The organism is Mesorhizobium sp. P3_A9, assembly GCF_056402975.1.
The window spans coordinates 37,546-49,881 of the sequence record NZ_JBFUGJ010000003.1 but is presented as its reverse complement, the minus strand read 5'-3'; the positions used below and the strand labels follow the sequence as shown (position 1 = coordinate 49,881).

Sequence of the window (12,336 nt, the reverse complement as noted above, 5' to 3'; positions counted from 1 at the left end):
CTTATAGGGCCAACAAATCCTTGAGCAGGCTCTCGTCGGCGAACGCCTCCGGCGTGCCTTCGTGCACGATCCTGCCCTTCTCCATCACCAGGCAGCGGTCCGCCGCCTTGAGAACGAGATCGAGATTCTGCTCGACCAGAACGATCGCGATGCCGCGCTCGCGGGCGATGCGCGGCACCAATTCGGCGATCGACTGCACGATGTTCGGCTGGATGCCTTCCGAGGGCTCGTCGAGCAGCAGCACCAATGGCAGGCCGCACAGCGCGCGGCCGATCGCCAGCATCTGCTGCTGGCCGCCCGAGAGCGTGCCGGCGATTTGCGCCTCGCGTTCGCGCAGAATCGGAAAATAGCCGAAGATGTCGTCAGGAATGCCGCCGTCGCCGCGATCCCTTGCGGCACGCGTGCCGACTTCCAGGTTCTGCCTCACGGTCAGCTGGTTGAAGATGCCGCGCCCCTGCGGCACATGGGCGATCCCCGCCCGCGCGCGGCGGAAGGCCGGCGCATTGGTAAGGTCCTGGTCGCCCAGAACCACCGCGCCGCCGCTTGCCTTCAAGCCGCCGGCGATGACCCGCAGCAGCGTCGTCTTGCCGGCGCCGTTGCGGCCGAGCAGGCCGACGACTTCGCCTGATGCCACGCTGAGGTCGATGCCGTTCAGCACCGGGAGCAGGCCGTAGCCGGCCGAGACCGCCAATGTCCGCAGCATGGTCAGCGCCTCCCCAGATAGACGTCGCGGACCATTTCGTCGGTCTCGATGTCATGGAAAGGACCACTGCGCAGCCGGCGCCCCTGATGCAGCACCAGCGTCTCGCAATTCAGCGCCCGCACGAAACGGATGTCGTGTTCGACGGCGACGATCGAGAATTCGCCCTTGAGCCGCAGCAGCATCTCGGCGGTCGCCAGTGTCTCCTGCGGCGTCATGCCGGCGGTCGGCTCGTCGAGCAGCAACAGCCTCGGCTCGATCGCCAGCGCCATGCCGATCTCCAGCCATTGCTTCTGGCCATGCGCGAGTTCGCCGGCCAACGTGGTCGCGCGGTTACCAAGCGCGACCAGTTCCAGCAACTMACCGACCGGCCGAACCGGAGACGCCACGCCCCACCGTGCCACCTTGAGGTTGTCCTCCACCGAGAGGCTCGGAAAGACCGACGGGATCTGGAATTTTCGGGCTATGCCGAGCCGGGCGATGCGGTGCAGCGGCAGACCGGCAATGTCATGGCCGAGGAAGCGCACGCTGCCGCTGGTCGGGCGCAGCGTGCCGGTCAGCACGTTGAGAAAGGTGCTCTTGCCGGCGCCGTTCGGCCCGATGATGCAGCAGAGCTCCTTGTCGCGCACGGTCAGGTTCAACCCTTCCAGCGCCTGCAGCCCGCCAAAGCGGATGCCGACATTCTCGGCCTGGAGCAGGACATCGCTCATTGCGCGTGTCTCCGGCCTTTGAACAGGCTCTTCAGCCGCGCGTAGATCGACAGGATGCCGTCGGGCAGCACGAAGACGATGATCACGAAGACACAGCCGAGCAGCAGCGGCCACAGGCTCGGGTTGAAGCTTGAGATCGTCTGCTGCGCACGCTGGATGAAGATCGCGCCGAGCACCGGACCGAGCAGCGTACCGCGCCCGCCGACCGCCACCCAGACGATGACTTCCGTCGACAGCAGCAGTCCGGAGAGGTCGGGCGCCACCAGCCCGGCCATGCAGACATAGAGCGCGCCGGCAAGCCCGGCGATCGCCGCCGAAACGACGAAGGTGACGAGCAGCCGCAGTGGGGCGTTGTGGCCGAGCGCCGCCGCCCGGACTTCATTGTCCTGGATGGCGGTCAGCACCGTGCCCCAGCGGCCACGGCTGATCGACCACAGCGCCAGCACGACCACCGCGACGATGGCCGCGACGAAGATGTAGGAGGGCAGATCCTGGCTGAGATCGACATGCGTGCCGCCAACATCGAATTCGATCGGCGGGATGCCGATCAGGCCGCTGTCGCCGCCGGTGACCGAACTCCAGGAGACGGCGGCTTGCTGGCAGATGACGCCCATCGCCAGCGTGACGATGGTGAAATAGCTGCCGCGAATGCCGCCGAAGAACAGGAAGTAGCCGATGATGGCGGCGACGAAGGCCGCACCGGCCACCGCGCCCATGATGCCGAGCAGGCTGCCGAAGGGGATCGCGTCGTTGAGCGTGACCAGCGCCATGATGTAGCCGCCAATGCCGAAGAAGGCGGCGTGGCCGAAACACAGAATGCCGGTGCGGCCCCAGAAGAAGTCGAGGCTCGCCGCGAACAGGCCGAAGATCAGCGCGTCGCGGATCACCGTCAGCTGATAGCCATCGGCGAAAAGGGGATAGATGACAGCGAGTGCTGCGCAGACGGCGAAGATCAGCAGCCAGTTGCGGTCGCGGGCGATCATCGTGACGCCCCGTTGAACAGGCCGTTGGGCCGTAGCCGCACAGCGACGATGGCCGCGAGCAACACGATCGCTTGCGCCAGCGACGGCGAGATCTGGTAGTTGAGCACACTGGTCAGCCCGCCGACGAAGACGCTGCCGGCAACAAGGCCACCGATCGAACCGACGCCGCCGACAATGACGACGAAGAAGGCGTTGGCGAGGTAGTTCACTCCCATCTGCGGCAGCACGATCGCCAGCGGCGCGACCAGCCCGCCGGCGAGCCCGGCGATGGCCGCGCCGAAGGTGAAGGCGATGGCGTAGGTGCGCCGCGTGTTGATGCCGACGCCCTCGGCCATCTCGCGGTTCTGGATGACGGTGCGGATATCGAGCCCGAACGATGTCCGGTTGATCAGCAGGACGACGCCGAACAAGGTCAGCATGGCAATGGCGATCAGGATCAGCCGGTAGGCGGGATAGACGGTGAAGAACAGGTCGAGCGTGCCCTCGATCGGTGGTGTCACCGGCTTGGCGCCGAGCCCGAAGGTCAGTTCCAGCCCTTGCTGCAGGATCAGGCTGACGCCCCAGGTGGCAAGCACCGTCGAAACCGGCCGCGAATAGAGATGGCGGATGATGGCGAATTCCAGGATGCAGCCGACCACGGCGCCGGCGATGGGCGCGGCGGCCAGCCCCAGCCAGAACGACCCGCCGATGCTCTGGACGAAATAGACCGCGAAGGCGCCGACCGTGACGAACTCGCCATGCGCCAGATTGGTCACGTTCATCAGGCCGAAGCTGATCGCCAGCCCGAGCCCGACCAGCATCAGGATGCTGATCAGCGTCAGCGCGTTGAGGAGCGTGGTGATCAGAAAATCCATCGCGTCAGGCAGCGCTTGCGAGGCGTTGGCGCAGGCCGGTGAGCAGGCCTTCGGCGGCGTCGATCACTTGAGCCTGATGCGGCTGCAAGTCCTGCCCGGCCCATTCGTCGATATGGTCCGACAGCGGGTCGACCACTTCGGTGCGGTGATTGGCCAGCGTCTCGATGACGGCGTGGCCGCAGAACGGCACATAACCTTCGGAGTAGCCGCCTTCATGGCTCATCATCAGGCGGCCGTTCGATGTCTCGGCGGCCAGCGCCACCAGGCGCGCGGCAAGGCGCCGGAAGCATTCGCTGTTGAGCATCATGCGGCCGAGCGGATCAAAGCCCGAGGCATCGAAACCCGACGCGACGATGACGAGGTCCGGCTTGAAGGCGCGCAGCGCCGGGGCGACGACGCGGTCGAAGGTTGCCTCGTAAGCGCCGGTGCCGCTGCCGGCCGGCAGCGGGATGTTGATGTTGTAGCCTTCGCCGTCGCCCTTGCCATTGTCGGCCAGCGCGCCGCGCCCGGTCGGATAGAGATTGTCCTGATGCAGGGAAATGGTCAGCACCGAGGGGTCGGAATAAAACACCGTCTCGGTGCCATTGCCGTGATGCACGTCCCAGTCGACTATCGCCGCGCGGCCGAGCAGGCCTTCATGCTGCAGCCGGCGCACGGAGACGCCGATGTTGGAGAACAGGCAGTTGCCCATCGCCTGGTCGGGCTCGGCATGGTGCCCGGGCGGGCGCGCCAGCGCATAGGCATTGTCGACGCGGCCGGTTAGCACCGCGCGCATCGCCGCATAGGTGGTGCCGGCGGACAACAGCGCGATGTCGAAGCTGTTGAGGCCGATCGGCGCCTGCGGTCCGGCGAAACCGGAGCCGCGTTCGCTGAGCATGCGGATGTCGTCGACATGGCGCTGCGTGTGCACGCGCAGCAGGTCCTCGACCGTCACCGGCTCGGCAAGAATCGGCACCAGATGGCGCGACAGGCCGCTGACCTGGATGAGGTTGTTCAGCCGGCGCTTCGATCCCGGCGATTCCAGGTGCCGTCCGGGTTCCACGAAACGGCCGGGAGGCATCATGTCGGCGCTGGAGCCGGTGTCATGCCACATCAGCTGTTCGTGAAAAACGTAACCTGTCGCCATAAGCAGCGTCCTCTACAATCCGGAGGAGGCTAGCAGGCTAACGATCCCACGGCCCGACCCTAAAGAAGGGGCTGTGCCGGATGTCTACACCCCTCCTTTCGGAGGGGGACGGAGGTCTGCGGCGGCCTGCGCGGCGCGCACGGCCTGGACGCGGTTCGATACCGAGAGCTTGCCGAAAATGTTCTTCAAATGCCATTTCACCGTGGTCTCGCTCACCGACAGCGCAACCGCGATATCCCTGTTGGACATGCCTTCCGACAGGCAGCGCAGCAGTTCGGACTCGCGCCGGGTGAGCTGTTCCTTCTCGGCTGGGGCGGCGGTCTTGCGCGTCGCCACGGGCATGGTCTGCGCGGCATCGATGATGCGCGTGGCATAGGCCGACAGCGCAGGGTCGGTCTTTGCCTGCGCCGCACGCAGCCGCATCAACCCCTCGACAACAGGCCTGCCCTCATCGACGAAGGAGCGGATGAAGCCGGAAGGCTGGGCAAGGCGCAAGGCTTCGAGAAGATGGCGATCGGCTTCGCGCTGGTCCTGGCCGGCATTCTTGGCGCGCAGGATCAGCGCCAGTATGTGGCGGCGCATGCGCCCGCTGCTTTTCGTTCGCTCCAGCAACGTGTCGAAAAGTTCTGCGGCCGCCGCGTAGGATTTCTCCGCCGTCAGCAGCCGGCCTTCGGCGAAGAACTCGAACTCGTTGGCGACTGTAGGGGCGGTTTCAGCGCTTTCACGGCGATGCTCGCTCAGCAGCGCGCGCGCCTCGGCGACGCGGTTCTGGTCGAGCAGCAGCCGGATGCGATCATGCACCAGCACCGAAGCGAGGCGGCGGTAGACGGAGCCGCGCACACGCTGGTAGACGCGTTCCAGCATATCCAATGCCACGTCGCCGCGACCGGTCAGCTGCAGCACACGGGCATAGGTCGGCACGCTGGCCAAGGGATAGACGATGACCGCGGCGCCCTCGATCAGCGGCCCGAGATTCTCGACCAGCGTCAGCGCCTCGCCGGATGCGTTGGTCTCGTAGGCGAGTTCGGCCAGCAGCGTTCCGGCAAGCGCCTCGGCGTAGGAGTTCGCGCCGATCCGCGTCCTGGCCTCGATGATCGTGTTGCGCAGCAGCTTTTCGGCGGCGGGCAGGCGGCCGGCCGAGCGCTCGATGACCGCCATATAGCAATTGGCGATGGTGACGCCGAGCAGGCTGCCGCTTCGCTCATGCGCCTTGCGCGCCGCGTCGACCGCCGCCCAGGCGCCCTCGAGGTCGCCCAGCGCGTAGAGATTGTAGCCGATGACATTGGCGGTCGCACCTTCCATGAACCAGGCATCGGGAGCGATGATGCGCAGCGCGGCCAATGCTGTGTCGCGCGCGTCCTCGAACTGCTCCAGCGTGCTGTACACAGCGGCATCGAGGACCACGATTTCGGCCTCGATCGTGGTGCCGGTCAGCGTACCCGGATCCTTGCCGTCGGCCGGCCCGGTCTCGACGAGCTTGCGCGCATTGGCGAGCGTCTGCTGGGCGATCTCGGGCTGGCTTGAGTGCACCGCCAGCCACAACACGACGAGTTGCAGCCGAATGCGCTGGTCGACCAGTTTCCGGGGCAGCAGTGCCAGCAATTGGCGTACGTATAGCAGCTGGCACTGGGCGATCAGTTCGAGCGCATTGTTCTCGACGAACACCRCCGCGCGGGCCTGGTCGCCGGCGGCGAGCGCATGTCCGATCGCTTCGGTCAGCATCTTGCGTTCGCCAAACCATTCGGCTGCGGCCAGATGCAGCGGTGCGATCATCTCCGGTTCGCGCCGCTCCATTTCACGGCTGAGGAAGTCGTGGAACAGATGATGATAGCGGAACCAGCGCCGCTCCTCGTCGAGCGGCACGAGGAACAGATTGCGGGTCTCGATCTCGGTGATATCAGCCTCGGCGTCCGCCGCGCGCAAGACGGCCCGGCACGCCTCGGCGCTGAAGCGCTCGAAAATCGAACTGTAGAGCAGGAATTTCGCCAGCGCCGGCGGCAGCCCGAGGAAGACTTCGCCCATCAGGAAGTCGGCGACGTTGCGGTTGGCGCCGGTGAAATTTCCGATGACGGTTTCCGGTGCGTGCGCGGCACTGAGCGACAGCGAAGCGAGTTGCAGGCCGGCGGCCCAGCCCTCGGTCCGCGAGCACAAGGCCTCCACAGTGCCGCTGCTGACGCTGAGGCCCAGCTTGTCGTTGAAGAAGGATTCCGCTTCGGACGAGGCGAAGCGCAGATCGTCCGGGCCGATTTCGAAAACGTCGCCCAGCACCCTGAGCTTGCCGAGCTGCAGATCAGGCAGGTTGCGCGAGCCGATGACGAAGGCGACGTTGGCTGGTGCCTGCCGGGTCAGGCGCTCCATGAAGCGCTTCACCGCCGGCGCTTCGATGGCGTGGTAGTCGTCGAAGAACAGGGTGATCTCGGCATCACGCGCCGCAAAACCCGCCACCAGTGCTGCCAGCACGACATCGAGCTGCGGGATCGGGCTCGACTGGAAGGCAAGGTCGAGTTCGGCCGGGTTCTGGACGAGATGGCGCAGCGCCCCCACCAGATGCGACAGGAAGGTGCCTTCGTCATTGTCCGTCGCCTCGCAGGAGAGCCATGCGGTCAACCGGCCATGGCGCGCGACTTCCGCGGCCCACTGCGCCATCGTCGTCGACTTGCCGAAGCCGGCGGGCGCGGCGAACAGCACGATGCGCGTATCGACATGCCGCCCCAGCCTCGACAGGATGCTTTCGCGCCGCACCCACCGGCGATGGTGCGGCGATGCCTGGCTGGCGGGTTGCGAAGACGGTCTCATCTGGCGCCGGGCACCCATTCCGTCTCGATCAACGGGATCTGCGGGGCCGCATCGCGCGGCAGGGTTCCCTTGATCCGGGGGTCGTCCGTGATTTCGAAACCGGCCGCATAGGGCTCGAACCCGCAAGCCCTGTAGAACCCGATGACGCTGTGATGATCGATGCTGCTGGTGTGCAGCCAGATGCGGCGGGGGCTGAGACGCCATGCCTGATCAAGCGCGCCGGCCATCAGCCGCTTGCCAAGGCCCCTGCCGGGCAAGGTGGGGAACAGGCCGAAATAGGTGATCTCGACCTCGTTGTCGTCGGCCACGCAGAATTCGACCATGCCGACATGGTCGCCGCTTTCATCATGGCCGTAATAGACATGCTGGTGAGGGTCGGCGAAATGCGCTGATATTTCGGCATCCGACATTTCGGCGGCGCCATCCCACAGCCAGGGAGCGCCGATCTCGAGGAAGATCGCGCGGTAGTCGGCACTGTCGGGCTTGGTGATCCGGGTCATTGCCAGCGGCTGCGCGAGGTCAGGCATAGGGGCGCGCGCTTCCATCCACGTTACCGCATTGATGATCTTGCCGGCCGGCACGCGCCGGTAGCCGGACGAGAGATCGGTGATTTCATCCGGCAATGCGCCTTGGGTGACCAGCATCTGTCCTCGATCTCTGCCATGCAGCTTTGCTGGCATGCAAGAAGCTGATGCCAACTCTGCGCCCGCCTGCCAAGAGGTTCGCGGGTTGGGCCATCGTTTTGGCCTGACCTGTCTCTTTGCCTTTCCAGGAAATGGCATATGAGATATGATACACCATTCAAGGGAAAGCGGAATATCATGCCTGAGCGAATTGCCGACGAAGCCATTTTAAGCGCGGTCGATGACGGCTTCGCGCGGCAAGTCGCATTCCTGGCGGATCTCGTGCGCTTTCCTTCCCAGCGTGGCGAGGAGCACGCCGCGCAATCCTTCATGGCGGCTGCCTATCAGGCCGACGGCTACGCGGTCGACATGTGGCGCGTTGATGTCGACGCCATCCGCGACCTTCCGGGTTTTTCGCCGGTTGCGGTTTCCTATGATGATGCCTTCAACGTCGTTGCCACCCACACGCCGCGAAACGCCACCGGCCGCTCGCTGATCCTCAACGGCCATATCGACGTGGTGCCGACGGGACCTGTCGATCGCTGGGTGCGCGATCCCTACGATCCGGCGATCGAGGATGGCTGGATGCATGGCCGTGGCGCCGGCGACATGAAGGCCGGTCTGTCGGCCTGTCTCTACGCGCTGGCCGCCTTGCGCGGCCTCGGCTATCAGCCGGCCGCGAACGTCTATCTGCAGTCGGTGGTCGAGGAGGAATGCACCGGCAATGGCGCGCTCGCTTGCCTGCAACGCGGCTACCGCGCCGATGCGGCTTTCATCCCCGAGCCGCTGGAGCCAAGGCTGATGCGGGCGCAGGTCGGTCCGATCTGGTTCAAGGTCGAGGTCGATGGGGACCCTCAGCATGCGTCGGGGGCTTTCTCGGCCGGCGCCAATGCCATCGAAAAGGCCTTCGTCATCATCCAGGCGCTGAAGCAGCTCGAAATCGTATGGAACGCGCGAAAGGTGGATGATCCGCATTTTCACGATCATCCGCATCCGATCCGCTTCAACCTCGGCAAGATCGAAGGCGGCGAATGGACATCGAGCGTTCCGGCGCGCTGCGTTTTCGAGATGCGTGTCGCCACCTATCCCGGCCAGAAGCTGGAGGATGCGAGAGCCGAACTCGAAGCCTGCATCGCCGACGCAGCCCGTTCCGATCCGTTCCTCGCCAATCGCCCGCCCACAATGACCTATAATGGCTTCATGGCCGAGGGCTATGTGCTGGAGGGTGCCGACGAGATGGAAGCCGTGCTGCGGCGCAGCCATACAGCCGTGTGGGGCGAGCCGCTGACGGAGCACGTCACCTCGGCGACGACGGATGCGCGCTTCTTCGGCCTCTATGCCGACACGCCGGCGATCGTCTATGGCCCGATCTGCCGCATGCCGCATGGCTATGACGAGGCCGTCGATCTGGATTCTGTGCGCAAGGTTACCCAGACCATCGCGCTGTTCATCGCCGACTGGTGCGGTCTTGAGCCGCTTGATCCGAAGGCGAGTTCATGAGCGCAGCCGTGCCTGACGGTTTCGGCGAAACGCTCGCCGAGGACGCGCCTGACGTTTCGATCGCCGACGCGTTGGATATCTTGCACCGGCACTATGGGCTCACCGGCAGCGCGCGCCCGTTGCCGGGCGAACGCGACCACAATTTCCATATCCAGACCGAAGGCGAGGGCGAGTTCGTCCTAAAGGTCTCGCACCCGGCGGAAGAAGCCGGCTTCACCGATTTCCAGAACAAGGCGCTGGACCATATCCTTGCGGTCGACCCGACCCTGCCGGTCCCTTCGGTGCGCAAAAGCCTCGAGGGCGAAGCGCAATTCACGGTCAGCGTCGGTGGATCGGCGCCGCGCATCATCCGGCTGGTGACCTATCTGCCTGGCCACTTGCTGTCGCGCTCGCCCACGTCAGCCACACAGGATCGCAATCTCGGCATCTTCCTCGCCCGGCTTGGCCGGGCGCTGCGCGGCTTCTTCCATCCGGCCGCCGGCAGCGACCTGCTCTGGGATATCCGCAAGGTCGCCAAGACGCGGCCGATGCTTGCACATATCGCCGATGCCGGTCACCGTGCAATGGTCGAGCGTGTGATGGACGCTTTCGAGGAGCATGCGGCGCCGGTCATCCCGAGCCTGCGCGCGCAGATCGTCCACAACGACATGAACTCCTACAATGTGGTGATGGACGCTTCGCGGCCGGAGGTGGTGACCGGCATCCTCGATTTCGGCGACATGATCCATTCGCCATTGATCTGCGATCTCGCCATCGGTGCCGTCTACCGCTGGCCGGCTGAAGGTCATCCGCTGGCTTCAGCCGCGCGCTTCGTCGCCGGCTATCAATCGGTGCAGCCGTTGGAGGCCGAAGAGATCGGCATTCTTTTCGACTTGATCCGTGCCCGCCTTGCGCTCATCGCCAACATCGCCAGCTGGCAAGCGGAACGCTTCCCGGCCAAGCGCGACTACGTGCTGCGCCTCATCACCGAGGTCTGGGCCTCGCTCGAACGGCTGGACGAGCTGTCGTCCGCGGATGCCCGCCGCTATTTTCTCGACCATTCCAATCCGGAGTAGATGCTCGTGTCCCAGTCTTCGTCATATCCCGCAAATGCCGACTCGGCGCCTTCCGAGCAAGCCCTGCTCGAACGCCGCGCCAGGCTGCTTGGGCCGACCTACCGTGCCTTCTACCGCAACCCGATCCATCTGGTGCGCGGCAGCGGCGTCTGGCTCTACGATGCGCAGGGCCGCAAATTMCTCGACGCCTACAACAATGTCGCCTCGGTCGGGCACTGCCATCCGCGCGTCGTCGAGGCGTTGTCACGGCAGGCAGCCACGCTCAACACGCACACACGCTACTTGAGCGAGATCATCCTCGACTATGCGGAAAAACTGCTTGGCACCGTTCCGGCCCATCTCGGCCACGCCATGTTCACCTGCACCGGCAGCGAGGCCAACGACCTCGCCATCCGCATCGCCCAGCATTCGAGCGGCGGCACCGGCGTGATCATCACCGACTTCGCCTATCACGGCGCCACGATCGCCACCGCGCAACTGTCGCCGGCGGCTGTTGGCGCCAAGGGCGTGCCCACGCATCATCGCACCGTGGCAGCACCCGACACGTTCCGCGACCATGGCCGCGCCGCGCGCGATTTCGCCGGAAATGTCGCCGCCGCCATCGACGACATGCGTGCGCAAAACATCCGTCCGGCGGCGCTGCTGCTCGACTCGGCCTTTTCCAGCGACGGCATTTTCTTCCCCGATGCGGCGGTCATGCGCGAGGCGGCCGATCACGTCAGAAAGGCCGGCGGTATCGTCATCGCCGATGAGGTCCAGTCCGGCTTCGGCCGGCTTGGCCAGGGCATGTGGGGCTTTGCCAATTATGGCCTCGAGCCGGATATCGTCACCATGGGCAAGCCGATCGGCGACGGGCATCCGATGGGCGCGGTGCTGGTGCGGCCGCAGCTTGTTTCATCCTTCGGCTCGAACACCGGCTATTTCAACACATTCGGCGGCAACCCGGTCGCGGCCGCTGTCGGCATCGCTGTGCTCGAGGTGATCGAAGGCGAGGGGCTGATCGAGAACGCACGCAATGTCGGCGCCTATACAGCTGACCTGTTGCGCGCGCTGCAGAACCGGCACGGCATGGTCGGTGATGTCAGGCACAACGGCCTCTATTTCGGCGTCGAGTTGACGGCCGATGGCGACGAGGCGCTGGCCGCCAGCAAGACATCCGCGGTTGTCGAAGCCATGCGCGAGGATGGTGTGCTGATCTCGTCCTGCGGTCCGCGTGGCAATGTGCTGAAGATCAGGCCGCCTCTGCCCTTTGCCAGGGACAATGCCGAGCAACTGGCCGAGACGCTCGATCGCGCTTTATCGAACTGGTGATCGGAGCGGGGCGCGCATGCTGAAGCTCGAACATCAAACCCTCAACGACCGCGCCTATGGCGCGCTCAAGCAGGAACTGATTTCAGGCGGCTTCAGCCCGGGCCAGACGCTTGTCATCCGCAAGCTCGCCGAGACGTTCGGCATCTCGACGACGCCGATCCGCGAAGCGCTGCAAAGGCTGGTAGCCGAGCGGCTGCTCGAGATGCAGAACAATCGTTCGATCATCGTGCCCTTGCTGTCCGCCCCGGCCTTCGAGGAACTGACTCATATCCGCATCGCCGTCGAAGGGTTGGCGGGCGAGATGGCCGCGTCGCGCATGAGCGAAAACGGGCTGGTCGACATCCAGGCGACGCTGGCCGGCATGCAGCGCGCCATCGAGGCCGGCGACGCCAGGGCCTATCTCTCGCTGAACGAGGCGTTTCACTTTGCCATCTACCAGCATGCCGGCGCGCCGATCCTGTTGAACATGATCCGCGATCTCTGGGGCCGGGTCGGACCCTATCTCAAGCTTTTGATGCAGGCCGATCGTTACATCCCACAGTCGAACGACGCACATCGCCGGATTGTTGCCGCGCTGGAGCAGCGCAATGGTCCTGCTGTCCGGGTCTCTCTTGAGCAAGACATCGCCGTGGCCGCCGCGGTTCTCTCCGAAAATCTTCGCACCACTGACTGATTGTT

Annotated in this window: 11 protein-coding genes; 4 read left to right on the top strand and 7 right to left on the bottom strand. The window is 65.2% G+C overall.

Translation table 11 applies throughout. From position 1 onward, the window contains the following. Position 1: 1 nt before the first annotated feature. The 7 genes from AC1DX0_RS01475 to AC1DX0_RS01445 all read right to left on the bottom strand — a co-directional run bounded on the left by AC1DX0_RS01475 (position 2) and on the right by AC1DX0_RS01445 (position 7,813). The gene (locus AC1DX0_RS01475) at positions 2-703 is read right to left on the bottom strand and encodes an ABC transporter ATP-binding protein (RefSeq protein ID WP_477220952.1); all 702 of its coding nucleotides are present in this window, start codon (positions 701-703) and stop codon (positions 2-4) included. A 2-nt stretch (positions 704-705) separates the two neighbouring features. Next, positions 706-1,410, bottom strand: a complete 705-nt coding sequence (locus tag AC1DX0_RS01470) for an ATP-binding cassette domain-containing protein (protein ID WP_477354079.1) — start codon at positions 1,408-1,410, stop codon at positions 706-708. Then, positions 1,407-2,393 (bottom strand): branched-chain amino acid ABC transporter permease, encoded by a 987-nt coding sequence (locus tag AC1DX0_RS01465; RefSeq protein ID WP_477220954.1) that lies wholly within the window; start codon positions 2,391-2,393, stop codon positions 1,407-1,409. Before AC1DX0_RS01465 ends, AC1DX0_RS01470 begins: the two co-directional genes overlap by 4 nt. Continuing rightward, a complete protein-coding gene (urtB, locus tag AC1DX0_RS01460; protein WP_477220955.1) occupies positions 2,390-3,247 on the bottom strand; it encodes an urea ABC transporter permease subunit UrtB in 858 nt (285 codons plus the stop codon). The genes AC1DX0_RS01465 and urtB overlap by 4 nt, the downstream gene beginning before the upstream one ends. 4 nt (positions 3,248-3,251) lie before the next feature. Further along, positions 3,252-4,373 carry a class II histone deacetylase gene (locus AC1DX0_RS01455; protein ID WP_477220956.1) on the bottom strand — a complete coding sequence of 374 codons (1,122 nt, stop codon included), beginning with the start codon at positions 4,371-4,373 and terminating at the stop codon, positions 3,252-3,254. Between the two features lie 84 nt (positions 4,374-4,457). Beyond that, on the bottom strand, positions 4,458-7,169 hold the full coding sequence (locus AC1DX0_RS01450) for a winged helix-turn-helix domain-containing protein (protein ID WP_477354076.1): 2,712 nt from the start codon (positions 7,167-7,169) through the stop codon (positions 4,458-4,460). After that, complete coding sequence (locus AC1DX0_RS01445; protein WP_477220958.1) at positions 7,166-7,813, bottom strand: GNAT family N-acetyltransferase; 648 nt, start codon at positions 7,811-7,813, stop codon at positions 7,166-7,168. The genes AC1DX0_RS01450 and AC1DX0_RS01445 overlap by 4 nt, the downstream gene beginning before the upstream one ends. Before the next feature lie 177 nt (positions 7,814-7,990). On the opposite strand from AC1DX0_RS01445, the gene AC1DX0_RS01440 reads away from it, so the two are divergent. From AC1DX0_RS01440 to AC1DX0_RS01425, 4 genes are read left to right on the top strand one after another with little or no spacing between them, the layout of a single operon-like run. After that, entirely contained in the window at positions 7,991-9,292 is a 1,302-nt protein-coding gene (locus AC1DX0_RS01440) for an ArgE/DapE family deacylase (RefSeq protein WP_477220959.1), read from the top strand. After that, the gene (locus AC1DX0_RS01435) at positions 9,289-10,347 is read left to right on the top strand and encodes a phosphotransferase (protein ID WP_477220960.1); all 1,059 of its coding nucleotides are present in this window, start codon (positions 9,289-9,291) and stop codon (positions 10,345-10,347) included. The genes AC1DX0_RS01440 and AC1DX0_RS01435 overlap by 4 nt, the downstream gene beginning before the upstream one ends. Next, entirely contained in the window at positions 10,348-11,658 is a 1,311-nt protein-coding gene (locus tag AC1DX0_RS01430; RefSeq protein WP_477354073.1) for an aspartate aminotransferase family protein, read from the top strand. A 16-nt stretch (positions 11,659-11,674) separates the two neighbouring features. Then, a complete protein-coding gene (locus AC1DX0_RS01425) occupies positions 11,675-12,331 on the top strand; it encodes a GntR family transcriptional regulator (RefSeq protein WP_477220962.1) in 657 nt (218 codons plus the stop codon). Positions 12,332-12,336 lie beyond the last annotated feature (5 nt).

What these genes read in the sequence shown, in the direction of transcription:
- AC1DX0_RS01425 (WP_477220962.1), top strand. Translation starts at nt 11,675, where the DNA reads ATGCTGAAGCTCGAACATCAAACCCTCAACGACCGCGCCTATGGCGCG.
- AC1DX0_RS01435 (WP_477220960.1), top strand. Translation starts at nt 9,289, where the DNA reads ATGAGCGCAGCCGTGCCTGACGGTTTCGGCGAAACGCTCGCCGAGGAC.
- urtB (WP_477220955.1), bottom strand. Translation starts at nt 3,247, where the DNA reads ATGGATTTTCTGATCACCACGCTCCTCAACGCGCTGACGCTGATCAGC.
- AC1DX0_RS01465 (WP_477220954.1), bottom strand. Translation starts at nt 2,393, where the DNA reads ATGATCGCCCGCGACCGCAACTGGCTGCTGATCTTCGCCGTCTGCGCA.
- AC1DX0_RS01440 (WP_477220959.1), top strand. Translation starts at nt 7,991, where the DNA reads ATGCCTGAGCGAATTGCCGACGAAGCCATTTTAAGCGCGGTCGATGAC.
- AC1DX0_RS01445 (WP_477220958.1), bottom strand. Translation starts at nt 7,813, where the DNA reads ATGCTGGTCACCCAAGGCGCATTGCCGGATGAAATCACCGATCTCTCG.
- AC1DX0_RS01475 (WP_477220952.1), bottom strand. Translation starts at nt 703, where the DNA reads ATGCTGCGGACATTGGCGGTCTCGGCCGGCTACGGCCTGCTCCCGGTG.
- AC1DX0_RS01455 (WP_477220956.1), bottom strand. Translation starts at nt 4,373, where the DNA reads ATGGCGACAGGTTACGTTTTTCACGAACAGCTGATGTGGCATGACACC.